This window comes from Azospirillum sp. OGB3 (assembly GCF_014192915.1).
Taxonomy (GTDB): Bacteria; Pseudomonadota; Alphaproteobacteria; order Azospirillales; family Azospirillaceae; genus Azospirillum.
The window spans coordinates 1-21,708 of sequence record NZ_JACHYN010000006.1 but is presented as its reverse complement, the minus strand read 5'-3'; the positions used below and the strand labels follow the sequence as shown (position 1 = coordinate 21,708).

23 protein-coding genes, 2 rRNA genes and 1 pseudogene are annotated in these 21,708 nt (G+C 66.4%); 8 read left to right on the top strand and 18 right to left on the bottom strand.

The window, feature by feature from the left end:
• Positions 1-10: 10 nt before the first annotated feature.
• Both FHW79_RS14155 and FHW79_RS14150 read right to left on the bottom strand, forming a co-directional pair.
• Entirely contained in the window at positions 11-1,435 is a 1,425-nt protein-coding gene (locus FHW79_RS14155; protein WP_247884375.1) for an FAD-dependent oxidoreductase, read from the bottom strand.
• A 30-nt stretch (positions 1,436-1,465) separates the two neighbouring features.
• Positions 1,466-2,596, bottom strand: a complete 1,131-nt coding sequence (locus FHW79_RS14150) for a polysaccharide pyruvyl transferase family protein (RefSeq protein ID WP_183179538.1) — start codon at positions 2,594-2,596, stop codon at positions 1,466-1,468.
• 150 nt (positions 2,597-2,746) lie between these two features.
• Here FHW79_RS14150 and FHW79_RS14145 point away from each other — a divergent pair, with 150 nt between their 5' ends.
• The gene (locus tag FHW79_RS14145) at positions 2,747-3,214 is read left to right on the top strand and encodes a hypothetical protein (RefSeq protein WP_183179537.1); all 468 of its coding nucleotides are present in this window, start codon (positions 2,747-2,749) and stop codon (positions 3,212-3,214) included.
• A gap of 6 nt (positions 3,215-3,220) precedes the next feature.
• Here the strand turns inward: FHW79_RS14145 and FHW79_RS14140 are convergent, their stop codons facing one another.
• Positions 3,221-4,210, bottom strand: a complete 990-nt coding sequence (locus FHW79_RS14140; protein ID WP_183179536.1) for a TerC family protein — start codon at positions 4,208-4,210, stop codon at positions 3,221-3,223.
• A 372-nt stretch (positions 4,211-4,582) separates the two neighbouring features.
• On the opposite strand from FHW79_RS14140, the gene FHW79_RS14135 reads away from it, so the two are divergent.
• Both FHW79_RS14135 and FHW79_RS14130 read left to right on the top strand, forming a co-directional pair.
• The gene (locus tag FHW79_RS14135) at positions 4,583-4,858 is read left to right on the top strand and encodes an HU family DNA-binding protein (RefSeq protein ID WP_183179535.1); all 276 of its coding nucleotides are present in this window, start codon (positions 4,583-4,585) and stop codon (positions 4,856-4,858) included.
• Between the two features lie 67 nt (positions 4,859-4,925).
• On the top strand, positions 4,926-5,336 hold the full coding sequence (locus tag FHW79_RS14130) for a MucR family transcriptional regulator (RefSeq protein ID WP_183179534.1): 411 nt from the start codon (positions 4,926-4,928) through the stop codon (positions 5,334-5,336).
• Positions 5,337-5,433: 97 nt separating this feature from the next.
• Here FHW79_RS14130 and FHW79_RS14125 read toward each other — a convergent pair whose 3' ends face one another.
• On the bottom strand, positions 5,434-5,958 hold the full coding sequence (locus FHW79_RS14125) for a GNAT family N-acetyltransferase (RefSeq protein WP_183179533.1): 525 nt from the start codon (positions 5,956-5,958) through the stop codon (positions 5,434-5,436).
• 513 nt (positions 5,959-6,471) lie between these two features.
• Here FHW79_RS14125 and rpoH point away from each other — a divergent pair.
• Both rpoH and FHW79_RS14115 read left to right on the top strand, forming a co-directional pair.
• Positions 6,472-7,362, top strand: a complete 891-nt coding sequence (gene rpoH, locus FHW79_RS14120; RefSeq protein ID WP_038527871.1) for an RNA polymerase sigma factor RpoH — start codon at positions 6,472-6,474, stop codon at positions 7,360-7,362.
• Positions 7,363-7,593: 231 nt separating this feature from the next.
• On the top strand, positions 7,594-8,940 hold the full coding sequence (locus FHW79_RS14115; RefSeq protein ID WP_183179532.1) for a globin-coupled sensor protein: 1,347 nt from the start codon (positions 7,594-7,596) through the stop codon (positions 8,938-8,940).
• 91 nt (positions 8,941-9,031) lie between these two features.
• On the opposite strand, the gene FHW79_RS14110 is transcribed toward FHW79_RS14115, so the two are convergent.
• Positions 9,032-9,202, bottom strand: a complete 171-nt coding sequence (locus FHW79_RS14110) for a hypothetical protein (RefSeq protein WP_183179531.1) — start codon at positions 9,200-9,202, stop codon at positions 9,032-9,034.
• A 311-nt stretch (positions 9,203-9,513) separates the two neighbouring features.
• Between FHW79_RS14110 and FHW79_RS14105 the strand changes: the two genes are divergently transcribed.
• Positions 9,514-10,089 (top strand): GNAT family N-acetyltransferase, encoded by a 576-nt coding sequence (locus tag FHW79_RS14105; protein WP_183179530.1) that lies wholly within the window; start codon positions 9,514-9,516, stop codon positions 10,087-10,089.
• Here FHW79_RS14105 and FHW79_RS14100 read toward each other — a convergent pair.
• Positions 10,067-10,537 (bottom strand): hypothetical protein, encoded by a 471-nt coding sequence (locus tag FHW79_RS14100; protein WP_183179529.1) that lies wholly within the window; start codon positions 10,535-10,537, stop codon positions 10,067-10,069. The two genes, FHW79_RS14105 and FHW79_RS14100, sit on opposite strands and share 23 nt — an antisense overlap.
• Positions 10,538-10,759: 222 nt before the next feature.
• On the opposite strand from FHW79_RS14100, the gene FHW79_RS14095 reads away from it, so the two are divergent.
• Positions 10,760-11,914: an alpha/beta hydrolase gene (locus tag FHW79_RS14095; RefSeq protein WP_183179528.1), complete on the top strand. Its 1,155-nt coding sequence runs from the start codon at positions 10,760-10,762 to the stop codon at positions 11,912-11,914.
• Between the two features lie 4 nt (positions 11,915-11,918).
• Here FHW79_RS14095 and FHW79_RS14090 read toward each other — a convergent pair whose 3' ends face one another.
• From FHW79_RS14090 to FHW79_RS14050, 9 genes and pseudogenes are all read right to left on the bottom strand, one after another.
• On the bottom strand, positions 11,919-12,554 hold the full coding sequence (locus tag FHW79_RS14090; RefSeq protein WP_183179527.1) for a LysE family transporter: 636 nt from the start codon (positions 12,552-12,554) through the stop codon (positions 11,919-11,921).
• A gap of 75 nt (positions 12,555-12,629) precedes the next feature.
• Entirely contained in the window at positions 12,630-13,325 is a 696-nt protein-coding gene (locus FHW79_RS14085) for a hypothetical protein (RefSeq protein ID WP_183179526.1), read from the bottom strand.
• Positions 13,326-13,414: 89 nt separating this feature from the next.
• Positions 13,415-13,873, bottom strand: a complete 459-nt coding sequence (gene moaE / locus FHW79_RS14080; protein ID WP_183179525.1) for a molybdopterin synthase catalytic subunit MoaE — start codon at positions 13,871-13,873, stop codon at positions 13,415-13,417.
• Between the two features lie 16 nt (positions 13,874-13,889).
• Positions 13,890-14,141: a molybdopterin converting factor subunit 1 gene (moaD, locus tag FHW79_RS14075; protein WP_014240490.1), complete on the bottom strand. Its 252-nt coding sequence runs from the start codon at positions 14,139-14,141 to the stop codon at positions 13,890-13,892.
• Positions 14,141-15,409, bottom strand: coding sequence for a gephyrin-like molybdotransferase Glp (gene glp / locus FHW79_RS14070; protein ID WP_183179524.1), 1,269 nt, complete (start codon positions 15,407-15,409; stop codon positions 14,141-14,143). Before glp ends, moaD begins: the two co-directional genes overlap by 1 nt.
• Positions 15,410-15,483: 74 nt before the next feature.
• On the bottom strand, positions 15,484-16,011 hold the full coding sequence (gene mobB, locus FHW79_RS14065) for a molybdopterin-guanine dinucleotide biosynthesis protein B (RefSeq protein ID WP_183179523.1): 528 nt from the start codon (positions 16,009-16,011) through the stop codon (positions 15,484-15,486).
• Positions 16,012-16,171: 160 nt separating this feature from the next.
• Positions 16,172-16,783, bottom strand: a complete 612-nt coding sequence (gene pgsA / locus FHW79_RS14060; RefSeq protein WP_183179522.1) for a CDP-diacylglycerol--glycerol-3-phosphate 3-phosphatidyltransferase — start codon at positions 16,781-16,783, stop codon at positions 16,172-16,174.
• 48 nt (positions 16,784-16,831) lie between these two features.
• Positions 16,832-18,670 (bottom strand): annotated as a pseudogene (gene uvrC, locus FHW79_RS14055) (excinuclease ABC subunit UvrC); the annotation flags it as partial.
• Positions 18,671-19,192: 522 nt separating this feature from the next.
• Positions 19,193-19,963: an SDR family oxidoreductase gene (locus FHW79_RS14050; protein ID WP_183179520.1), complete on the bottom strand. Its 771-nt coding sequence runs from the start codon at positions 19,961-19,963 to the stop codon at positions 19,193-19,195.
• Positions 19,964-20,057: 94 nt separating this feature from the next.
• On the opposite strand from FHW79_RS14050, the gene FHW79_RS14045 reads away from it, so the two are divergent.
• Positions 20,058-20,858 carry a hypothetical protein gene (locus tag FHW79_RS14045; protein ID WP_183179519.1) on the top strand — a complete coding sequence of 267 codons (801 nt, stop codon included), beginning with the start codon at positions 20,058-20,060 and terminating at the stop codon, positions 20,856-20,858.
• Here FHW79_RS14045 and FHW79_RS32725 read toward each other — a convergent pair.
• The 3 genes from FHW79_RS32725 to FHW79_RS14030 form a co-directional block, all read right to left on the bottom strand.
• Positions 20,830-21,279 carry a YkgJ family cysteine cluster protein gene (locus tag FHW79_RS32725; RefSeq protein WP_247884374.1) on the bottom strand — a complete coding sequence of 150 codons (450 nt, stop codon included), beginning with the start codon at positions 21,277-21,279 and terminating at the stop codon, positions 20,830-20,832. The genes FHW79_RS14045 and FHW79_RS32725 overlap by 29 nt on opposite strands.
• A 70-nt stretch (positions 21,280-21,349) precedes the next feature.
• A 5S ribosomal RNA gene (gene rrf / locus FHW79_RS14035) occupies positions 21,350-21,465 on the bottom strand.
• Between the two features lie 135 nt (positions 21,466-21,600).
• Positions 21,601-21,708, bottom strand: a 23S ribosomal RNA gene (locus tag FHW79_RS14030); the annotation flags it as partial.

Here is a 21,708-nt window from a genome sequence, read left to right as displayed (position 1 = left end):
CCTTGCGGGACTACGCCTCCGGCTCGCGCAGCAGGGCGCCCTGGCGCAGCAGCTCGCGCTGGATGGCGCCGACCGGTATGTCGCGGGTGCGCTCGCCGCGCCGCGCCGCCATCGACGCGCAGACCCCGGCGGCCTGCCCCGTCGCCATGCAGGTGGGCGTCACCCGGTAGGAGGAATGGGCCTCGTGGCTGCCGGAGATGCAGCGTCCGGCCACCAGCAGCTTCTCCGTCCCCTTGGGCAGAAGCGCCCGCATGGGCACCTCGTACCATTCGCCGGAGGGCACGCGCTTCAACACCGTGCCGCGGCCGGTCGGGCTGTGAATGTCCACCGGGTAGGTGCCGCGCGCGATGGCGTCCTTGAACTTCGCCGCCCCCAGCACGTCGTCCGCGGTCATGGCGTAGTCGCCGACGATGCGCCGCGTCTCGCGGATGCCGATTCCGGTGCCGGTCTGGCAGGTGTAGGCGTCGGCGAATCCGGGGGCGTACTTGCGCAGGAAATTGGCGATCTGCGCGGCCTGCCGATGGCTCTCCCATTCCGCGCGGGTCAGGTCGAAGACGTCGGTGCCCAGCGCGCCGGTGACCCGCGTGCAGTTCAGGGCGATCTCCCCGGGGTGGGTGGTGGCGAAGAACAGGATGTCCTCGCGCGCCAGATCGAGGTCGCCGTTGGCGGTGGCCTTGGAGACAAGGTCCCACAGCCCGTGCACGCCGCGCCATTGCGTCGGATGCTCCCGCACATAGCCGTTGAAGGCGTCGTGGTCGAAGCCGACCATACGGAACATCAGCGTCATCGGCTGGGTCAGCCCGTCCTCCTCCCGCCCGACCTCGTAGTCGCAGCCGGCCAGCGCCGCGATGTCGCCGTCGCCGGTGCAATCCACGATCACGTCGGCTTCGATGACCACCGGGCCGGACTTCGTCTCGAAGACCACGGCGTCGGGTTTTCCCGGCTCCCCGAGGACGGTGGAGGCGAAGGCGTGCAGGAGCACCTTCACCCCGGCCTCATCCAGGATCTGCTGGGCGGTGACCTTGAGCACCTCCGGGTCGAAGGGAACGGTGAAGCCGGTGTCCGGCGAGGGCGGAATGGCTCCCTGGTTGGTGTACAGACGCCCCAGGAAGACGGCCAGCGCCCCGCCCACCACCGGCTCGCCGGGGCCGTGGTCCTGGGGCATCAGGCGGGTGTTGTCGACCACCGCCACCGAGCCGCGCTGGGTGTAGAAGCTCATCCAGGGCATGACGAGCGCCGCCGTGGCGTTGCCGCCGAGGAAGCCGTAGCGCTCCACCAGGATCGTCTCGGCTCCCGACTGGGCGGCGCCGATGGCCGCCCCCATGCCGGCGGGGCCGCCGCCGACGACGAGGACGTGGCAGCGCGCCACCTTCATGGCGCGGCGCGGCGGCAGCGTGACCGATTCAGGGTTCGGAGGACAGGGCAGAACGGGCAAGACTGGCTCCTTTCATCATTCCGCCGGCCATTATTCCGCCAGCTCCACCGCCGGTTCGGCGCGCGGGGTCACCGTCCGCAGGGCCAGCGGCGCCGTTTCGCGGGCGCGATCCATCAGCACGGGAAGCCGATCGCGCAGCAGTCCCTTCTGCTCCGCGCGGTGATCCCACAGGCGGTCAAGGTCGGCGAGGAAGGTCCCGGCGGTGGTGTGGGACACGGTCGCCCGCGGCTCCAACCCCACCGAGGACAGGAAATCCGACACCTTGGAGGCGTAGGGCAGAGCGATCAGCGGCGTGCCGGTGATGGCCGCGAAGATCAGGAAATGCAGCCGCATCCCCACGGCCATCTCGAAATGATCCATCAACCCGATGATCTGGCGCGGCGTGTAGCGGTACTGCAGCAGATGGGCGCGCTCGGACACGGCCATGCGGCCCATGACGCGGTGCGCTTCCCGCACGTCGGCACGTTCCATCGGCACGAACACCACATCGGCGCCAAAGCGCTGCACGATGTAGTCCGCCGCCTCGGCCAGAAGCTGGTGGTAGGCCGCGTCGGTGAGTTCGGGCGCCGCAGCGCCCTGCTCGCGCACCGACAGACCGACCAGCGGACGACCGCGCGGAATGCCGGCCTCGGCCAGCATCTCCTCGGTGAAGGGCTCCGGCTTCAGGAGCAGGGCCGGGTCGGCGGTGACCGTCACAGGGACCTGCACGCCGATCTCCTCGATCAGCCGTTTGGCGCTCGGCTCGCGGACGGTGATGCCGGCCATGCGGTCCAGTCCCTCGCGCACCGCGTCGCGCTCCACCCGGTCCTTCAGCGGGCCGACGCCGATGGCGAAGGTGTAGGTCGGCACGCCCAGCCTCTGCGCGATGGTGACCTCGCGCAGGTAGGTCTGCGCCTCGCTGTCGTAGAGGATGCCGCCACCGCCCAGGAGGAGCAGATCAAGCCGCTCGACCTCCGGGGTGATCTCGTCCTTCATGGCCTCCCGCGGGTTCAGGACGCGGTCGACCGCATGGTTCTCCTGCGTGTGGGCGGCGTTGCGCGAGAAGACGACGACCTCCACCCCCGGCACCGTGGCGCGCAACTGCTCGATGGCCGAGGTGAGGATCGCCTCGTCGCCCAAATTCAGGCCACCGTAAGACCCTGAAATGCCTATGACCGTCATCCGTACCCCCCTGCCGCACAGTATCCGTGCGCCTATGCCTTCGGGTGCAACCCGATGGGCTGGCGAAGGTTCCGCGACGCCGGTATTCTTCATCCCCGTCGCCTGGAGGTGGGAGACGGCGAGACGCGGAAGGGCGCGACAAGGCGGACGATGCAAAAACGCAAATTGTTTCTCGACCTCGACGGCGTTCTGGCCGACTTCGACCGTGGCGTGAAGGCGGTCACCGGCAAGCGGCCGGAGGAGATCCCGATGAAGGTCATGTGGCGGGAACTGTCCCGCCACCCCGACTTCTTCGGTACGCTCGACTTCATGCACGACGCGCAGGATCTCTGGCGCTTCTGCGAACCTTACGGCCCGACCATCCTGACCGGCCTTCCGCTCGGCTCCTGGGCGCCGGAGCAGAAGCGGCGCTGGGTCGCCCACATGCTGGGCCCTCATGTGCGGGTCATCACCTGCATGGCCCGCGACAAGCACCGCCACGGCGGGCCGGGCACGGTGCTCGTCGACGACCGCGAGAAGGCCCGCGATCCCTGGACGCAGGCGGGCGGCGACTTCATCCTCCACACCAGCGCGAAGGAGAGCATCGCCGCCCTGAAGCGCCTGGGCTTCACCGGCTGACCGGCGTCATTCCACCGCCAGCCGCTTGCCCTCGCTGCGCGTCTTGAGAAGCGACACGACCACGCCGCCGGCGATCAGGGTCAGCGTCACACCGAGCGAGATCAGCGGGTCCGGCTTGCCGAAGACCTGCGCGTAGAAGATCTTGCCGCCGATGAAGACCAGCACCAGCGCCAGCGCGTATTTCAGGTAACGGAAGCGGTGGACCATCGCCGCCAGCGCGAAGTAGAGCGCGCGCAGGCCGAGGATGGCGAAGATGTTGCTGGTGTAGATGATGTAGGGATCGGTGGTGATGGCAAAAATCGCCGGCACGCTGTCCACCGCGAAGATCAGATCGGCGAACTCGACCATCATCAGCGCCAGGAACAGCGGCGTGGCGTAGAGCGCCATCCGCCCGTCGGGTGCCTTTTCCCGCACGAAGAAGTTCTGGCCGCGGAAGCCGTCGGTGATCCGCAGGTGCCGGGTCAGGAAGCGCAGCGCCGGGTTGCCGGTGAGGTCCGGCTCCTTGTCCACGGCGAACAGCATCTTCACGCCGGTGATCAACAGGAAGGCGCCGAAGATGTATAGGACCCAGTCGAACTCGCTGACCAGCGCGGCGCCGGCGGCGATCATCAGGCCGCGCATCACGATCACGCCCAGGATGCCCCAGAACAGCACGCGATGCTGGTAGGCGCGCGGGACCGCGAAGTAGGTGAAGATCAGCGATATGACGAAGACATTGTCGAGCGACAGGCTCTTCTCGATGAAGAATCCCGTGTAGTACTGGGCGGCCGCCGCGTCGCCCATCGACCACCAGACCCAGCCGCCGAACAGCAGGGCGACGGTGATGTAGAAAGCGGAGAGGCGAAGGCTTTGCCTGACACCGATCTCGCGGTCGCGCCGGTTGAGGATGCCGAGATCGAAGGCCAGCAAGGCAAGAACAAGACCGACGAAGGTCAGCCAGACCCACGCCGGCTTTCCCATGAAATCGAGAAAGAAGGAGGCGATAAGGGAATCCATAACAAGGCCCACTTGATTGCGCTGCGTCTGCAGTGAATTCAAGCGGTATCCGACATCACGGCTGACGCCTCAGCCGTCAGAGGGGCCCGGACCCGAACGCCACGCAAATGGTGTTGTCCATGGTCCGTTCAAGATTCGCATCCCGCGAGTCGATCAACTTTTCCCGGAAAACATCCTTCCTTTGCCATCCACGCGGCACCGTTGTGTCGCGCCGGAAGGTCCCTTTGATGCATTCAGGCCACAGTTAATGCAAGAATTCATAACTGATGAAACACTTAGGGTTGCCTTCCCGCCCATCGCTCTTGTGCGGATGGATTCGATCTGCCAAGAACACGAGAAAATCCACCCTCGCGAAGGCACCAGGAGTTTCGCATGAACCAAGCCGAACTCATTGAGACCATCGCGACCAACGCCGGCATCCGCAAATCCGATGCGGCGAAGGTCGTCCAATCGGTGTTTGAAGGCATTTCCTCGGCGCTTGCCCGTGGTGAGGAGGTGCGTCTTGCCGGGTTCGGCATCTTCGAGGTTGCCGAGCGCGCCGCTCGCGAGGGGCGAAACCCACGCACTGGCGAAGCGGTGCCGATCGCCGCATCCAAGGCGCCGCGTTTCAAACCCGCCAAGCAGTTGCGTGACGTGGTAAACGTCTGATCGAATTGCCTGAATCAAGGCTGATTGAAACCAGCCGACTCACTGGGGAACGGAGCTGAACGCGGCCATGACCATCGAAGCATCGGAATTGCAGGCCCTGACCGCCAAGGTCGTCTCGGCCTATGTCGGCAACAACACGGTGCCGGTCGCCGACCTGCCGGCGCTGATTCTGAACGTTCAGGCGGCCTTCAACGGCCTGGGCGAGGAGAGGGCCGCACCAGCCAAGGCCGAGTTGGTCCCCGCGGTGCCGATCAAGAAGTCGGTCACTCCGGAATACATCATCTGTCTGGAGGACGGAAAGAAGCTGAAGATGCTGAAGCGGCATCTCAAGACCGTCTACGACATGTCTCCGGACGATTACCGCGCCAAATGGAATTTGCCGGCGGAATATCCGATGGTCGCTCCGAACTACGCCAAGGCCCGGTCGGAAATGGCCACGAAGCTCGGTTTGGGCCGCAAGCGGGTTGCGCAGGATTGATCTGCCTGCCCTTCACCCTGCGGTCGACGGTGGGCGCATCCTCAGGATGCGCCCTTTTCTTTCGGCGCTCGCCGGCCAATGGCCGGTGGCTGCTCCATCAACGATCGTCAGGCAATGCGGTCTGCCCGTGACCGAGCGGGCGCTGCATCAGGACGCTGTCCACCCAGCGCCCGAACTTGAACCCGACCGCCTTCAGCAAGCCCGCTGATTCGAAACCCAGACTCCGGTGCAAGCCGATGGACGCCGCGTTTCCGCTGTCGCCGATCACCGCGAGCATTTGACGGCATCCCGCCGCCGTGCAGCGCTCGATCACGGTCGCGAGCAAGGCCCGGCCAGCGCCGCGGCCCGTGCAGTCCGGGTCGAGATAGATCGAATCCTCAACGCAGTAACGGTAGGCCGTGCGCAGCCGGTAGGGACCGGCATAGGCGTATCCTATGACCCGCCCGTCCATCTCCGCAACGACATAGGGCATGCTCCGGGCCAGAACGTCGTCCCGTCGGCGGGCAAGCTCATCCAGGCTGGGAGGAACCTCCTCGAAGCTGGCCGTGCCGGTCAGGACGTGGTGGGTGTAGATCATCTGGATGCGCGGCAGATCATCCAGCCGGCTGTCGCGGATGTGCATGAGGGGCCTCTCGCCACGTTCCCGCTTGGAATAGCACACCCCAAGGTCCGGTGAACAGAAGGGTCGCCGGGGCGACATCGCGTTTCACCGCACGCTCCCCTGAGGAACGTTCTATGCCAAGAAGCCGATCCCATAGCCTGTATGGCCGCGGCTACTGCAAAAGACACATACGTCCGGCCGAGTGATAACAAAGCGGAGAGAACCGTATCTGCCTTAGCTCCAAACGAAAATCGTCATCTTTTCGCCAATCTTCCAAAAGTTCTTCTGATCTTTTCGGCATTCATAAGGACCGAATAGTCCGGACATAGGCCAAAAAATATTGCTGCACCGCCGTTTCAAGGCTTGATCCAACTTGGAGGTGGCGGCACAGTATCAATGTCTGATTGACGTGTTCCCGGATAATTTCGGCAAATCTCCCAGAAAAAAAAATGCCGAAACGGTGGGCGTCTGCGAACGGCCATCGAAAGGGTTCCACGGCAAGAGACGGTGGAGCGTTGGAGAGAGGAGGCCGGTGTGCTCAAGAAACTCCTGACTGGTGAAAACGCCAGCCTGACCCGTTATGTCGAGGAGTCGAAGCGGTTCCCCATCCTGGCCCCCGACGAGGAGCGCGAGCTGGCTGTCGCCTGGCGCGACCGCGGGAATGGCCACGCGCTGGAGCGTCTTGTGGGCAGCCACCTGCGGCTGGTCATCAAGATCGCCCGCGGCTTCGGCGGGTACGGCCTGCCCCTGCCCGACCTCGTCGCCGAAGGCAATGTGGGTCTGATGCAGGCCGCCCAGAAGTTCGATCCGGAACGCGGCTTCCGTTTCGCCACCTACGCCACCTGGTGGATCCGCGCCTCCATCCAAGAGTACATCCTGCACAGCTGGTCCCTGGTGAAGATGGGCACGACCGCCGCGCAGAAGAAGCTGTTCTTCAACCTGCGCCGCCTGAAGAGCCAGATGCAGGAACTGGAGCAGGGCGACCTGTCCCCGTCCACGGTCACCGCCATCGCGACCGAGCTGGATGTGCCGGAGCAGGAGGTGATCGAGATGAACCGCCGGCTCTCGTCCAACGACAGCTCGCTCGATGCGGCCCTGTCGAGCGACGGCGAAACCAATTGGCTGGAGCTTCTGGCCGATGACCGGCCGACGCAGGAGAGCGTGATCGCCGATGCCGACGAACTGGCGCTGCGCCGCCGGCTGGTCGGGCAGGCACTCGAGCGTCTGGACGACCGTGAACGCCGCATCCTGTTCGAGCGTCGCCTGAAGGATGATCCTTCCACCCTGGAATCGTTGAGCCAGCAGTTCTGCGTGTCGCGCGAGCGGGTGCGCCAGATCGAGGTGCGCGCCTTCGAGAAGCTGCAGAAGGCTGTCCTCAGCGCCGCGCAGGCTCTGCGCCGCGCGCCGGCCCACATGGCTGCCTGATGTAGACGGGCAGTCCTTCCAAGCGAAATGCATTGCATACCGGCGGATGCTAAACGGCTCCGCCGGTTTTTTATTTTCACCTGCCTTTAATGATTTGCCGACCTGCGACAACTCTGCCGGTTTCCACGCCGATCATAACCCTCCATAGTGCCGGCCGCAGGTTAGTTACTTTGCATTAAAAACAAATTGCGCTAATCTGATGCGCTCCTATTTTCGCGGGGAAGTCGATCCATGTCGCATTCTGCCCAGACGCAATCCATCCTCGACCGAATTTCCTTTTTGCGAATCGACGAACCCACGAAGGCCGTCCTCCGGGACTTCCAACCCTATCTCGCCCAGCGCATCGATCAGATCCTTGAGGATTTCTACGGCTACCTGCGCGCGGTCCCGCAGGTTGCGACGCTCCTCGCCGATCCGACCGTGGTCAGCCGGGCGCGCGACATGCAGAAGCAGCATTGGCTGAAGAACGTCTTCACCGGCACCTTTGACGACGCCTACATGGCGCAGGTGCTGAAGATCGGGCAGGCTCACCAGCGCATCGGCCTGGAGCCGCGCTGGTACACGGGCGCCTATTGCTTCACCTTGAACAAGCTGATCGACCTCGCCTATCAGATCTACCGCAAGAAGCCGGAAAAGCTTGCGCAGTTGATGCAGGCGATCAACAAGGCGGTTTTCCTCGACATGGATCTGGCGACCTCCGTCTATGTCGACCTGAACACCGCCGCGATCATCTCACGCGAGTTGGGCACCACCGCCGATTCGTTCGAGCGTGAGGTGAAGAGCGTGGTGCAGGCGGTGGCCTCCGCCGCGCATCAGCTCCAGGGCACCGCCCAGAACATGAGCCGCACCGCCGAGGAAACCAGCGCGCAGTCCACACAGGTTGCGGCCGCCGCGGAGGAAGCCTCCGTCAACATCCAGACGGTCGCCGCGGCTGCGGAGGAGCTGACCGCCTCCATCGGAGAGATCAGCCATCAGGTGACTCAGTCGGCAGCGATCGCCGGCGAGGCCATGTCGCAGGCGGAGCGCACCAACACCACCGTTCAGGGCTTGGCCGACGCCGCCAGCCGCATCGGCCAAGTGGTGAAGCTGATCCACGACATCGCCAGCCAGACCAACCTTCTGGCGTTGAACGCCACCATCGAGGCGGCGCGCGCGGGGGAGGCCGGCAAGGGCTTCGCCGTCGTGGCGTCAGAGGTGAAGAGCCTCGCCAACCAGACCGCCAAGGCGACGGAGGAAATCAATTCCCAGATCGGCGCGGTTCAGGGGGCGACCCAGGACGCCGTTCTGGCCATCCGGTCGATCTCGGAAACCATCGCGCGGATCAACGACATTTCGACCTCCATCGCCTCGGCCATGGAGGAGCAGGGTGCCGCCACCACCGAGATCGCCCGCAACGTCCAGCAGGCATCGATCGGCACGCGCGAGGTCAGCGAGACCATCGTGCGCGTCAATGCATCGGCGTCGGACACGGGATCGGAAGCGCGCAGCGTCCTGTCGGCGACGAACGAATTGTCCGTTCAGTCGAACAATTTGCGGGCCGAGGTCGATCGCTTTCTTGCACGGGTTCGGGCCGGCTGACCGCTGCGGCGGTCGGCAGCCGGCGGCCCGTTCTGCGCCGCCGGCTTAGCGGGATAAGCGAATTGTCCGGACGCTGACACGGTCCTTGCCGTCAGAGAACGGTGCGCAGGACTGTATCGCTGACCTTGATCTTCGCCACACTGACGGCCGAACGGGCATCATCCAGCGAACGCCAGTGGCTGCGGCCACCGATGGTGGTCAGGGCGCCGTTCTGCATCACGACAAAAAGGCCGGTGCGCCCCAGATTGACGATTTTAACCATCGCGCTCCCCTCCTCCGTCTTTGGGGAATCGATTTCGCGCCATACTGATCCACAGCGCCGCCGCCTCCCCATTTCATTTAGAGACTTACCAAAAGACCGCTCAACCGGTCAATCCGTCCAATCATCATACACCACAGATTGTTCGACGCTTAAAAAGAGAAGCTTTGGGTAACGACGCCGATCCGGCCCGCTCACCTGAATTTCGTCCGCAACCGCTCTGTCCCGTTCGGCAAGACTTTCATCGGTCGCGGGGAACGCCGCGCGGAGTCGCTCCGTTCATTCCCTCAGATGGTTTGAAGTCCGGAGGAGGAATGGACGCCGCCACCGCGTCGCAGGATGTGATCAGCCTGCCCGTCACAATTCGCCCGGCCTGCCGGACCGACCTGCCGGAACTCGAATGGTTCGGGTTGCATACACCGCACCGGGAAATCCTCGCCACGGCCTTTCGCGCCCAGGAACGAGGAAGCGGTGCCCTCCTCGTGGCGGAGGTCAACGGCTTTCCTGCGGGTCAGATCTGCATCGACTTCCAGCGCAAGCGGCATCTGCGACGCGCCACGCTGTGGGCGTTGCGGGTGTTCCAACCCTTTCGCAACCGGGGCATCGCCACGCGACTGATGACCGCCGCCGAGGGTGCCGCGCTCGACCATGGCTATTCGGAAGCGGAACTGGGCGTAGACCGGGACAACGCCGGGGTCCTCGTCTTCTACGAGCGGCTGGGCTACGAGTTGCGCGGCACCGAACGGGGGCGCTATTCCTACCGCACCCCGGCCGGCGAACTGGTCCAGGTGCCCATCGATCAGTGGATCATGCGCAAGCCGCTGTTCCGGCGGGTGCCCTGGCAGACCGGAGCCGGCTTCGCGCCGGTCATTCCGCCGCCAGCGCTATGAGCCGGGCTGGACGGCGCCGCGGCAGACGGATGCGCGCGCCGTCCAGGATGTCCGCCAACTCCCGCGCGGAATCCGTGGCCATGGTCAGGGCGACCAGGGGAAGCCAGCGGTCGAACACCTGCGTCGTCACGTCCCCTTCCCCGGCCTGCATGGCGGCAAGCGCGTCCAGCACCGCCATCTCGTCCATCCCGACCCGAGAGCAGGACGGGCAGCGAAAGGCCGGACGGCCGGCGTTGGTGACGGCGAAGGTGCCCAGCAGGGCAAACAGCGGAAGCAGAGCCGACGACGGCACGCCGGCGACGCCGAAGCTGGCCCGCATGGCGGCCATCGCGCCGGCGGTGCCGTGACGGAACCACTGCCGGAAACCGGTCAGCAGCGCGCGTTCCGCCGTCGTCAGATCGGACACCGTCCAGGGGGACAATCGCCCCCCGCCCACCGAATCGCACATGTTGACCCCTCCCGACTGAAGTGACGGAACCGACCTTAGACGATCCATGCCTGATTTGCGAGTCATTCGCATTTGCAATCCATGGACCTTCTGACGCAGGGCACCCACACCGATGGAGGCTGTGACAACGCTCCGTGACAAACGCCGGCCTCCCCTGCTGGAAAGATCGGGTTAACCATATTCTTGGACCCTTTCCACGCCCGCAGACAGGAGCGTGGAAGGATGAGGCGGACAATCGGACAGGCGCTGCTCGGATTGGTGGTGGCGTTGGCGATGCTCGGTACGGCGCAGACGGCGGCGGCCCAGATTCACCTGAACGCGGCCTATGGCGACGGTGCCCTGCTCGGCCCGACCATGGCCCGCGGCGCTGTGGTGTGGAGCCACGGCCGGTCGGTGGATGTGGAGGATTCGAGCGCTCCCACGCCGCTTTACATGAAGACCATGAAGGACGCCGGGTGGGATGTGTTCCGGCTGGACCGCATGCGGGTCAGCGACACGCTGCCGAACAGCTCCCGCGCGCTCGCGGGTTACGCCGATCAATTGAAGGACCGTGGCTACCGCAAGGTCGTGCTGACCGGCCAGTCCTTCGGCGCTTTCATCTCGCTGATGGCCGCCGGGCAGAGCGACAGGGTGGATGCCGTCGTCGGCACCGCCCCCGCGGCCTTTGGAAACTTCTCCGACTCCTACGACAGCTTCCGCGACAACGCCGCCCAGCTCTGGCCGATCCTGCGCGGCATCCACAATGCGCGGGTGATGCTGTTCTTCTTCCATGGTGACGATTTCGACCCGGGCGGACGCGGGGAGTCGGCGCGCAGCATCCTGTCCTCGCGCGGGCTGGACCACATCGTGGTCGATCAGCCGGCCCTGTTGACCGGCCACGGCGCCGCGACGACCGGCATGTTCGTCCGGCGCTTCGGGTCCTGCATCCTGCGCTTTTCCGAGGCGCCGCCGCGGCGGGGCGACCCGTCCTGTGACGAATCCTGGGGCCGCACGCCGAGCGCGGAATTGATGCGGGCCGCGGCGCCGGAACCGCGCACCGGCAGCGGCACCTCCTCCCCGGCGGGCACCGGCGCCCGTTCCTTCCTCGGCGTCTGGTACGGCGCCTACATCAACGGGCGGGAGATCGCGCTGGCGGTGGACCGGGTCGACGGCGACGCCGTCTACGCCGACTATGTGCTGGGGCCGGGCATGGAGGCCGACCAGCCGATGGAGCGCGCCCAGCGCAAGGGCCGCATCGAGAACGACGAACTGGTGTTCGACGAAAAGGGGCGCAACGTGCTGCGCTACAGCATCCGCACGGACGGGCGCCTGTCCGCCACGTGGCTGGACCGCTCCGGCAAGGGCCGTCTGGAGACGACCCTCCGTCGGATGGACTGAGTGATCACAGCCGGCGGGCGAGCGCCAGAAGCCCGCCGGCGCCGATCATCAGGCCGCCGGTCAAGCGGTTGAGGGTCCGGGTGGCGGATGCACTGGTCAAGCGGGCGCCAATGCTGTTGCCGCCGGTGGCGTAGGCCATGATCCAGCCGAACTCGATCACCACCATGATCGCCACCAGCGCCACAAGCTGGGGCATCAGCGGGGTTGCCGGGTCGATGAACTGCGGAAACAGGGCGGCCATGAAGACCAGCGCCTTCGGGTTGCTGAAGGCGACCAGCAGCCCGCGCAGGAACAGGCGATGGGCCGGGGCTTCCTCCACCGCCGCGGCACCGCTGGCGCGCGGCGAGCCATCCGGCACCGGCGCCCGCCAGGCGGCGATGCCGAGCCAGGTCAGATAGGCCACGCCCGCCCATTTCACCGCCTGGAAGGCCGGCTCCGACGCCGCCAGAAGGGCGCCGAGGCCCAGCACCGACAGGGTGGCCATCGTCGTCAGCGCCACGCACATGCCGAGCCCGCCCCAGGCCGCCCGGCGGACGCCGTAGCGCAGGCCGAGGCTCATCGCCAGCAGCATGTTGGGGCCGGGGGTCATCGACAGCACGAAGGCCGTCGCGAAGAAGAATCCGAGGGTCTGCCAGTTCATCGCCGTCATCCGAAAGGGGCTTGCGATGTCACCACGGCGGGGCGCGTCTGGCAAACGCCGCCTGCGCAAAGCTGGTCAACGCCGGTTCGCATCGCCCGGCGCCGGATCGCTGGATGTCGGATCGCTGGATGTCGGATCGCTGGACGTCGGATCACGGTAGTCCCACGGCGGCGTGCGCAACCACTCCTCCAGGCTGCCCGGCGCCGCCTTGCCCCGCGGTTCCAGCCGCTCGGCCGACTGGATGGCCTCGGGAGGCTTCGCGCCGAGAAGCGCGCCGGGCCACACCCGTCCGTCCCGATCGACCTGGGCGCGGTAGCGCAACCCCATGGAGGCGATGAACTCCCCCTCCCCGGTCGGGCGCCCGAACGCGAAGGCCCCCTCGTAGCGGTGCCCGTCCGGCAGGGTCAGAGTTCCCATGCCAGTCGCGAGACCGTGACGAAAACGCCCCTGGAAGATCGTCCCATCCGCGCGTCCGCGGCGTCCCGGCCCCTCGGCCCGGCCATCGACGAAGACCGCCTCGGTCCAGTCCGTCGGTTCCGCACCATCGAACATTTCAAGAACACCCGCGCCCTGAGCGAAGCCGTTGTGGCAGGCGCCGCTCCAGCGGACGGACCTCCCCCGGCTCGGATCAGGGTCGCGGACGCGGCAACCGCTGGCCGGGTCGGTCAGAATCCGCTGCGCCGTCTGCCGCTCCTTCCCTTGGACAGGGCACGACAGGAATGTACCCAGCGACAGGATCACCAGTCCGGTGAGCAGGAACCGGGTTCGCATGATCGGACACTCCGCATGCGCGCACAGCCTTGCGCGGGAGCGGATCCAATCACTGTGAGGAGGGCGCCGTCTGTGCCCTGCCTCTCACCTCACGCCGGTTTCGTCCAGCGGGCCGCCGCCTCGTCGTCGGACTCCTTGGCCTCCACCCAGCGCTCACCTTCCGGAGTGGCCTCCATCTTCCAGAAGGGCGCCTTGGTCTTCAGCCAGTCGATCAGGAAATGGCAGCTTTCAAAGGCCGCCTCGCGGTGGGCGCTGGCGGTGGCGACCAGCACGATCCGGTCGCCCGGCTCCAGCCGCCCGTAGCGGTGGATGATCAGCGCGTCGTCGAGCGGCCAACGCGCCCGCGCCTCCGCCTCGATGGCCTCCAACTGCCGCTCGGTCATGCCGGGATAATGCTCCAGCGTCATGGCGCTGACGGATTCGCCGCCGGCCATGTCGCGCACCAGCCCGACGAACAGGGTCACCCCGCCGATTCCGGTCTTGCCGCCGGTCAGCGCGGCCAGCTCCGCGCCGACGTCGAAATCCTCGCTCTGCACCCTCACCGTCACGGCAATGCTTCCTTCCTCAGCCGCCGGTCACCGGCGGGAACAGGGCCACCTCGTCGCCGGGGCCGACCGGGTGGTCGTAGGGCACATGCTCCTGGTTCACCGCGACCTTGACCACCGTGCTGTTGGCGAGCGCGTCGGCGTGCTTCGGGCTGCGGGTCTTCAGCCACTCCACCAGGGCGCCGACGTCGCGGACCTCCGCCGGCAGGTCCACCGTCTCGGTCGCCACGCCGATCTTGGTGCGCAGCCAAGCAAAATAGAGGATCTTCATCACCGAACCTCACTGAAGGGCAGGAAATCCACGATCATCCCCGGCTCGACGCGGGTGATCTCTTCCGGCAGTTCGACGAGCCCGTCGGACTCGACCATCGACGACAGGATGCCCGCCCCGTCGCGCGGGTGCTTGACCGCGGTCAAAACCCCGTCGGCGGCGCGGGCGAGCGTGGCCCGCACATACTCGCGCCGCCCGGCCTTCTTCTTGTAGGTGAAGCCGGCGCGCAGCGGGAACAAGGCCGGAACCTCGTCGGCCGCCCCCATCAGCCGGAGCAGGATCGGGCGGGCGATGCGCAGGAAGGTGACCATGACCGCCACCGGGTTGCCCGGCAAGCCGACAAAGACGGCTGCCCCCTTGGTTGCGCCCTTGACCGTACCCAGAGCCACCGGGCGCCCCGGCTTGATCGCAAGCCGCCAGAAATGCAGGCCGCCCAACGCTTCCACCGCCGCCTTGACGTGGTCCTCCTCCCCGGTGGACATGCCGCCCGAGGTGATGAGAACGTCGTGCGTCCCCGCCGCCTCTTCCAACGCGCCGCGAACGGCGTCGAGCCGGTCGGGCAGGATGCCGAGGTCGGTCACGCCGCAGCCGAGCTGGCGCAGCGCAGCGATCAGGGCAAAGCGGTTGGCGTCGTAGATGCAGCCGGGCTCCAGAGGCACGCCCGGCTCGCGCACCTCGTCCCCGGTGGAGAAGACGGCGACGCGCAGCGCCGTGCGCACCGTCACCTCCCGACGCCCCAACGAGGCGAGCAGGCCGATGTCCTCCGCCCGCAGCCGGCGTCCGGCGGTCAGGACGGTGCTGTCCTGCGCCATGTCCTCCCCGGCGCGGCGACGGTTGGCGCCACGGCGGATGCCGGGGGGAATGGCAACGGAGCCCTCCTCCGCCTTGCAGTCCTCCTGCATCAGCACCGTGTCGAATCCCGCGGGCATCGGGGCGCCGGTGAAGATGCGCACCGCCTCGCCGCGCCGTCCTGGACGGTCCAGCGCATGGCCGGCGGCGACGCGCGCCGTGACCGGCAGCAGCGTGGCCGCGTCGGGCGTCAGGTCGTCGAAGAAGACGGCGTAGCCGTCCACCGCCGAATTGTCGTGGGGCGGCACGTTGAACGGAGCGACGACGTCCTCGGCCAGCACATGGCCCAGCGCGTCGGCAAGACCGATCCGATGGGTCTCCGTGACCGGGTGGAGGCGGCCGGAGAGAAGCTCCAGCGCCCGGTCCACCGCCATCATCTCCCCGCCGAAGGCGAAGCAATCGTCGCTAAGCTGAGCCATCGCTCCACTCCACCCCGCACACCGCCGTCCGTCAACCTTATGCCGGACCACTCTGCTTCAGGCCGTCCGCCGTCTCAGACAGCCTGCCCCGTTGCCCTGCATCGGTCGAGCGCACAACGCTCGATGATGAAGGACGCGATGGCCTCCTCGTCGTTCAGGTCGAAGACGGGAACCCCGGCGTCCGGCACCGGCCCGTCGCTGGCGATCGCGACAATGCTCGGATCGTCCCGCGCGATCAGCGATTTGCCCACCGAGGCGCGCCACACCTCGATCTTCTCGTGCGGCTCGCGCTTGAACCCTTCGATCAGCAGCAGGTCGACGGGCGACAGCTTCGGCAGCAGTTCCGACAGGGTCAGTTCCGGCTCGTCGTTGCGGATCTCGTGCATCAGCGCCCAGCGGCGCGGCGAGCTGACCAGAACCTCGGTGGCGCCGGCTTCGCGGTGGTTGTGGCTGTCCTTTCCGGGATGATCGATGTCGAAGCCCTTGTGCGCGTGCTTCATGGTCGAAACGGTCAGGCCGCGCCGGATCAGCGCCGGGATCAGGCGAACGATCAGCGTCGTCTTGCCGCTGCCGCTCCACCCCGTCAGGCCGAACATCTTCATGGAAGCCCCTATCCTCCGCCTTGCCGCCCATCGCTGCGCGGGCGTTCTCCGGTCACATAGCAGAAACACACGGGCATGCGAACGGACAAACCGGATTTGCGGCCCGCTCTGCCGCTGGTCGGAAAGCCGTCTGCATAAACGGCGACTCAGCGCGAGCAAATCAGCCTGGTGTGCGGGCCGGGTTCCCCGGAGCGCCCTTGCTGGGCTTGGCCGGCTGGTGGGCCATCATGTGCTTCAGCCCGGCGCGCATGTAATCCCAGCCGGTGACGAAGGTCAGGATCGCCGCCACCCACAGGCCCAGCGTGCCGATCAGCGTGACCGGGATGTGGACCGGGCCGTAGTCACCGACGATCAGGAAGCCGATCGCCACCATCTGGATCGTCGTCTTCCACTTGGCCATCCAGGTCACCGGCACCCCGACGTTGAGCCCGGCCAGGTACTCGCGCAGGCCGGACACCAGGACCTCGCGCAGCAGGATGACCACGGCGGCCAGCACCGACAGCCCGGACAGCCGGGCGAAGGCGACCAGCATGATCAGCGTCGCGGCGACCAGCAGCTTGTCCGCGATGGGATCGAGGAACTTGCCGATGACGCTTTCCTGCTCCCAGGCGCGGGCCAGATAGCCGTCGAACCAGTCGGTGATGCAGGCCGCGGCGAAGAGAGCGCAGGCCGTGTAGGCGGCCCACGCTTCCGGCACGTAGAACAGCCCGACAACGACGGGAATCACCGCGATGCGCGACAGGGTGAGCAGGTTCGGCAGGCTGGTCAGCATCGGTCGCAACTCTGGAATCGGGGGAAACGCACGGCGGGCGGCGTCATTCTAACCGTCTGAATGGAAATGATCGTATATCTTTTTCGCCACCGTCTTGCTGATCCCTTCGACCGACTCCAAATCCGCCAGTCCGGCACGGGAGACGGCGACGGCGCTCCCGAAATGGTGAAGCAGGGCCTTCTTCCGGCTGGGTCCGATTCCGGGAACCTCGTCGATCATCGATTTGCCCAACGCCTTGGTGCGCTTCGCCCGATGGGTGCCGATGGCGAAGCGGTGCGCCTCGTCCCGCAGCCGTTGCAGGAAATAGAGCACGGGATCGCGCATTTCCAGCTGGAACGGCGCACGGTCCGGCATGAAGAAGCGCTCGCGCCCGGCGTCGCGGTCCGGCCCCTTGGCGATGCCGACCAGCGTCACGTCGTCGATCCCCAGATCGGCCAGCACACCCAACGCCGTGTTGAGCTGCCCGATGCCGCCGTCGATCAGCACCAGATCGGGCCAGGTGCCCTGCGTCCGCTCCGGGTCCTCCTTGATCGCCCGGCCGAAGCGGCGGGCCATGACCTCGCGCATCATCGCGAAGTCGTCGCCGGCGGCGCCCTCGGTCTTGATGTTGAACTTGCGGTAGGCGTTTTTGATGAAGCCCTCCGGCCCGGCGACGATCATGGCGCCGATGGCGTGGGCGCCCTGGACGTGGGAGTTGTCGTAGACCTCGATGCGTTGCGGCGGGCCGTCCAACCCGAACACCGTCGCCACCCCGTCGAGCAGCCGCGCCTGCGACGAGCTTTCGGCGAGCCGCCGTCCATGAGCCTCCCGCGCGTTGGTCAAGGCGTGTTCGACGATGCGGCGCTTGTCGCCCCGCTTGGGCGCGGCCAGCTCCACCCGGTGGCCGGCGCGCAGCGCCAGGGCCTCGGTCAGCAGTTCCTGTTCCGGCAGGTCGTGGCTGACCAGGACGAGGCCGGGGGCCGCCTTGTTCTCGTAGAACTGGGCGATGAAGGCGGCCAGCACCTCCGGGGTCTCGGCGCTCTTGTCGTGGCTGGGGAAGTAGGCGCGGTTGCCGTAGTTGCGCCCGCCGCGGAAGAAGAACACCTGCACGCAGGTCATCCCGCCCTCCGCGTAGGCGGCGATCACGTCGGCGTCCTCGACCACCCCTTCGACGTTGATGTCCTGGTGCGCCTGCACCGCGGTCAACGCACGGATACGGTCGCGGTAGCGAGCGGCGGTCTCGTAGTCGAGATTCTCCGCCGCCTTGGTCATCTCCGCGACGAACTCCGTCTGGATGTCCCGGCTCTTGCCGGACAGGAAGGCGCGGGCCTGATCGACTTGCGCCTGATACTCCGCCGGGCTGACCCGTTCCACGCAGGGCGCGGTGCAGCGCTTAATCTGGTACTGCAGGCAGGGCCGGGTGCGCGCGGCGAACACCGTGTCGGCGCAGTTGCGCAGCAGGAAGGCGCGCTGGAGCGCGGTGATCGTCCGGTTGACCGCCCCCGCCGAAGCGAAGGGACCGAAATAGTCGGCGTCGCGCGACCGCGCGCCCCGGTGCTTGGTCAGCTGCGGGTAGTCGTGGTCCTTGGTGATCATGATGTGCGGGAAGGTCTTGTCGTCCCGCAGCAGCACGTTGTAGCGCGGCATCAGCCGCTTGATCAGGTTCGATTCGAGGAGCAGCGCCTCGACCTCGGTGTGGGTCGTGACGAACTCCATGGTCTCCGTCTCCGACACCATGCGCTGCAGCCGCACGGGCAGGCGGTTGACCTGGGTGTAGTTGAACACCCGCCGCTTCAGGTTCTTGGCCTTGCCGACATAGAGCACGGCTCCGTCGCCCGCCAGCATGCGATAGACGCCGGGCGTCTGCGGCAGGGTCTTCAGGTGGTCGCGGATCACCTCCGCCCCGCGGGCGAGATCGGCGGGGCGCCGCCTCGGACGCGGACTCGCGCCGGCGCCTTGGGCATCCGTGTTCGCAACGTCGGCTCCCTCAGCGTCCGGAAGGACAAGATCGGTGGGGGTGTCTGCAGTGTCGGCCATGTCTCGAATGTCGTCGAGTGCGGGGAATGGGTCAACCACCCCCTGTCCTGAATGGTTAAGACGAACGACTCACCTCATTGGCGGTCACTCTTCGGGATATCCACGACTCCTGTGGATAAGTGTGTCGATAACCCAAGGGCTACCCTAACAGAACCAAGGCGGGCCAAGGGATTTCGAGGCTATGCACAAAAATTGAGCAATTCCCCTAAGTCATTGTTTTTAATGAAGACACCTCGAGTCAAGTCGGCACTGTGGCGCTAAATTTTCGGATCGTGCAAGCAGCCCCTTGCACCGACAGGGCGAGATGTGTACAACGCGCGGTCGTTCTGCCGGGCTGTACGCTGGCACAGGGTATCCACCGCGAGACGGCAAGGCGCACCCTGGACAAACCGCCTATTCCGTCGGCACGAATCCCAAGGCCGGCTGCGCCCATCCCAAATGCTCACCGCCATCCAGAGCGACCATCTGACCGGTGACCGACGGCGCGTCGATCAGGAAGCGCAAGGCCGCACAGATTTCCTCGGGCGAGGGGCCGCGCTTGAGCGGAGTCGCGTCACGCTGGGCGGCGAACTCCTCCTCCGTCTGCCGAACGTTCTTCAGCGTCGGGCCCGGTCCGATCGCGTTGACCCGGATACGCGGGGCGAGCGCCATGGCAAGCGTCTGCGTCAGCGTCCACAAGCCGGCCTTCGACAGGGTGTAGGAGATGAAATGCGGGGTGAGATTCCACACCCGCTGATCGATCATGTTGACGATCAGCCCCTCCGTGTCGCCCGGCGCCTGTGCCGCGAAGGCTTGGCTCAGCACGAACGGGGCACGGAGATTGGCCTCCATGTGCCGGTCCCAGGACTCGCGGGTCACGTCCCCCACCTCGTCCCGCTCGAAGCGGGAGGCGTTGTTGACCAGCAGCGACAGCGTGCCCAGGCGCTCCACCGCTTCGGGCACGAGCGCCTGCGCGTCCAATTCGCGTTCCAGGTCGGCCTGAAGCGCGACGGCAACGCCGCCCTGCCCGACGATGTGCGCGACCACCGCGTCGGCCTCGGGGCGGGAATGGCCGAAATGGACCCCCACCCGCCAGCCGCGCGCCGCAAGGTCAAGCGCGATGGCACGCCCGATCCGCTTTCCCGCCCCAGTGACCAGGGCCGCTTTCCTCTTGATCTCCACCATGCCGCCATAGGTACCCTGCCAACCGTTCCGGTCAAGGGGTTCCCTTCGGGTAGCGGCCCGAACCGGTGAAAGACGGGTGGGACGTGATGCGGCCATGCTGAGGGAAGCCTTCGAGTATCTGACCACCCCCTGCCCGCCCCTGGCCCGCCGCTATGGCTATCTGGCGGAGATGGTGGCTCTTGGAGCGCGCCACCGCCGTCAGCGACGAGCATGGGCGCCGCATGTCGAGGCTTGCCGTCGCTTCGTCCTTGAGGCAGCCGAACGGGCTCCACGCGGGGGGCGGGCGCTGGTGGCGGGGTCCGGCTTGCTGATCGAAGTCCCGCTGCCTGCTCTCGCTGAGCGATTCGGTGAAGTCCTGCTGATCGACATGCTGCACTCCCGCTCCGTTCGCCAACAGGCGCGGCGCCACCCCAACGTCCGCCTGCTCACCCTTGACGTTACCGGAGCGCTGGCGCCGCTGGACGCCGCTCTGCCCGATGGGTCGCCCCTTCCCTCACCATCGCCGCCGGAACTGCCGGGGGAACGGTTCGCTTTCGCCCTATCCTGCAACCTGCTGTCACAGCTCCCGCTTCTGCCCCTGGACGCCATCGACCGCAAGGCGCCGAACAGGCCGGAGGCGGAGCGGGAACGCTTCGCCCAAGCCCTGGCGCGCAGCCATCGCACCTGGTTGTCCAGCGTTGCCGAGCAGGCAACGCTTTTCACCGACACGGAGAGTCTGTGGTTGGAGGGCGGCGCGATTCTGGAGCGTGAGGACTCGCTCTGGGGGCTCGACCTCCCCCCTCCCGACCGCGGCTGGGATTGGGACATTGCCCCGGCCCCGGAGGAAGACCGACGGCGCAGTCTGCGCCACCGCGTCGGCGCGTGGTTCAATCTCGCAGCCCCAACTGGGACCTGACCGAGTGACAGGCGTCGCTTCCCGCCGTGAATTCCCGGCACACCAAGGGGCGCTGCTCATAAACGCTGCAGAAGACCGACTCGCCAAGGGTTCCCATCAGGGCGGCACAGCGGTTGCCGTTGCATCGCATGCGCCCGTCCTCCTTCAGGTGCTCCATGATCCCGTCACCATCCCAATCACCGATGAAGGTCGGCCATTCCCAGGAATAGGCGCAACAGGCCCCGCAGCTTTCGCAATCCGGCACGTCACCATCCGTCGGCATGGCAATATCCCCATTCTTCCTCGCCCCCGTCACCAACCCCTTGATCCCCTCCCCCGCCGGCGGCGGGGGAGGGTTGGGGAGGGGGCTCATCTCCAACACTCCGAACACAACGAAAAACCGGCGCTTCCCGCAGGGGAAAGCGCCGGCCTTGCCGTTCATGAAGCCGATTGTCAAGCGTGTTTGAAACCGTATCGTCCAAGTCCTGGGTGGCTTGGCGTGTGCCGTGGTGACCTGGCGGCGACCTACTCTCCCACGTCTTAAGACGCAGTACCATCGGCGCTGAGGCGTTTCACGGCCGAGTTCGGAATGGGATCGGGTGTTGGGAGCCTCGCCATGACCACCAGGTCACCAAGGCACACGCGAACCATCCGGACCGGACGGCAGAGGTTTCGTTAAGTTGAGGACGTCTGCGTTCTTGTACTTGCGGTGTTGGCTCGTTGCGTCCAGGGCTTGCCGCTGCGCGCGGGCCGCCTGCTGGGAAGGATCAAGCCGATCGAGCGATTAGTAAGGCTCAGCTTCAGGCGTTGCCGCCCGTCCACATGCCTCCTATCGACGTGATGGTCTGTCACGGCTCTCAAGGGAGTTCTG

Bases quoted from the DNA above. Each gene is read 5' to 3' on its own strand.
- FHW79_RS14145 (WP_183179537.1), top strand. From the start codon at position 2,747: ATGCAAAAACGCAAATTGTTTCTCGACCTCGACGGCGTTCTGGCCGAC.
- glp (WP_183179524.1), bottom strand. From the start codon at position 15,409: ATGGCTCAGCTTAGCGACGATTGCTTCGCCTTCGGCGGGGAGATGATG.
- FHW79_RS14105 (WP_183179530.1), top strand. From the start codon at position 9,514: ATGGACGCCGCCACCGCGTCGCAGGATGTGATCAGCCTGCCCGTCACA.
- FHW79_RS14100 (WP_183179529.1), bottom strand. From the start codon at position 10,537: ATGTGCGATTCGGTGGGCGGGGGGCGATTGTCCCCCTGGACGGTGTCC.
- FHW79_RS14050 (WP_183179520.1), bottom strand. From the start codon at position 19,963: ATGGTGGAGATCAAGAGGAAAGCGGCCCTGGTCACTGGGGCGGGAAAG.
- FHW79_RS14150 (WP_183179538.1), bottom strand. From the start codon at position 2,596: ATGACGGTCATAGGCATTTCAGGGTCTTACGGTGGCCTGAATTTGGGC.
- pgsA (WP_183179522.1), bottom strand. From the start codon at position 16,783: ATGCTGACCAGCCTGCCGAACCTGCTCACCCTGTCGCGCATCGCGGTG.
- FHW79_RS32725 (WP_247884374.1), bottom strand. From the start codon at position 21,279: ATGAACGGCAAGGCCGGCGCTTTCCCCTGCGGGAAGCGCCGGTTTTTC.
- FHW79_RS14135 (WP_183179535.1), top strand. From the start codon at position 4,583: ATGAACCAAGCCGAACTCATTGAGACCATCGCGACCAACGCCGGCATC.
- FHW79_RS14110 (WP_183179531.1), bottom strand. From the start codon at position 9,202: ATGGTTAAAATCGTCAATCTGGGGCGCACCGGCCTTTTTGTCGTGATG.
- FHW79_RS14045 (WP_183179519.1), top strand. From the start codon at position 20,058: ATGCTGAGGGAAGCCTTCGAGTATCTGACCACCCCCTGCCCGCCCCTG.
- FHW79_RS14090 (WP_183179527.1), bottom strand. From the start codon at position 12,554: ATGAACTGGCAGACCCTCGGATTCTTCTTCGCGACGGCCTTCGTGCTG.
- FHW79_RS14125 (WP_183179533.1), bottom strand. From the start codon at position 5,958: ATGCACATCCGCGACAGCCGGCTGGATGATCTGCCGCGCATCCAGATG.
- FHW79_RS14085 (WP_183179526.1), bottom strand. From the start codon at position 13,325: ATGCGAACCCGGTTCCTGCTCACCGGACTGGTGATCCTGTCGCTGGGT.
- FHW79_RS14140 (WP_183179536.1), bottom strand. From the start codon at position 4,210: ATGGATTCCCTTATCGCCTCCTTCTTTCTCGATTTCATGGGAAAGCCG.
- mobB (WP_183179523.1), bottom strand. From the start codon at position 16,011: ATGAAGATGTTCGGCCTGACGGGGTGGAGCGGCAGCGGCAAGACGACG.
- FHW79_RS14095 (WP_183179528.1), top strand. From the start codon at position 10,760: ATGAGGCGGACAATCGGACAGGCGCTGCTCGGATTGGTGGTGGCGTTG.
- FHW79_RS14130 (WP_183179534.1), top strand. From the start codon at position 4,926: ATGACCATCGAAGCATCGGAATTGCAGGCCCTGACCGCCAAGGTCGTC.
- FHW79_RS14115 (WP_183179532.1), top strand. From the start codon at position 7,594: ATGTCGCATTCTGCCCAGACGCAATCCATCCTCGACCGAATTTCCTTT.
- moaD (WP_014240490.1), bottom strand. From the start codon at position 14,141: ATGAAGATCCTCTATTTTGCTTGGCTGCGCACCAAGATCGGCGTGGCG.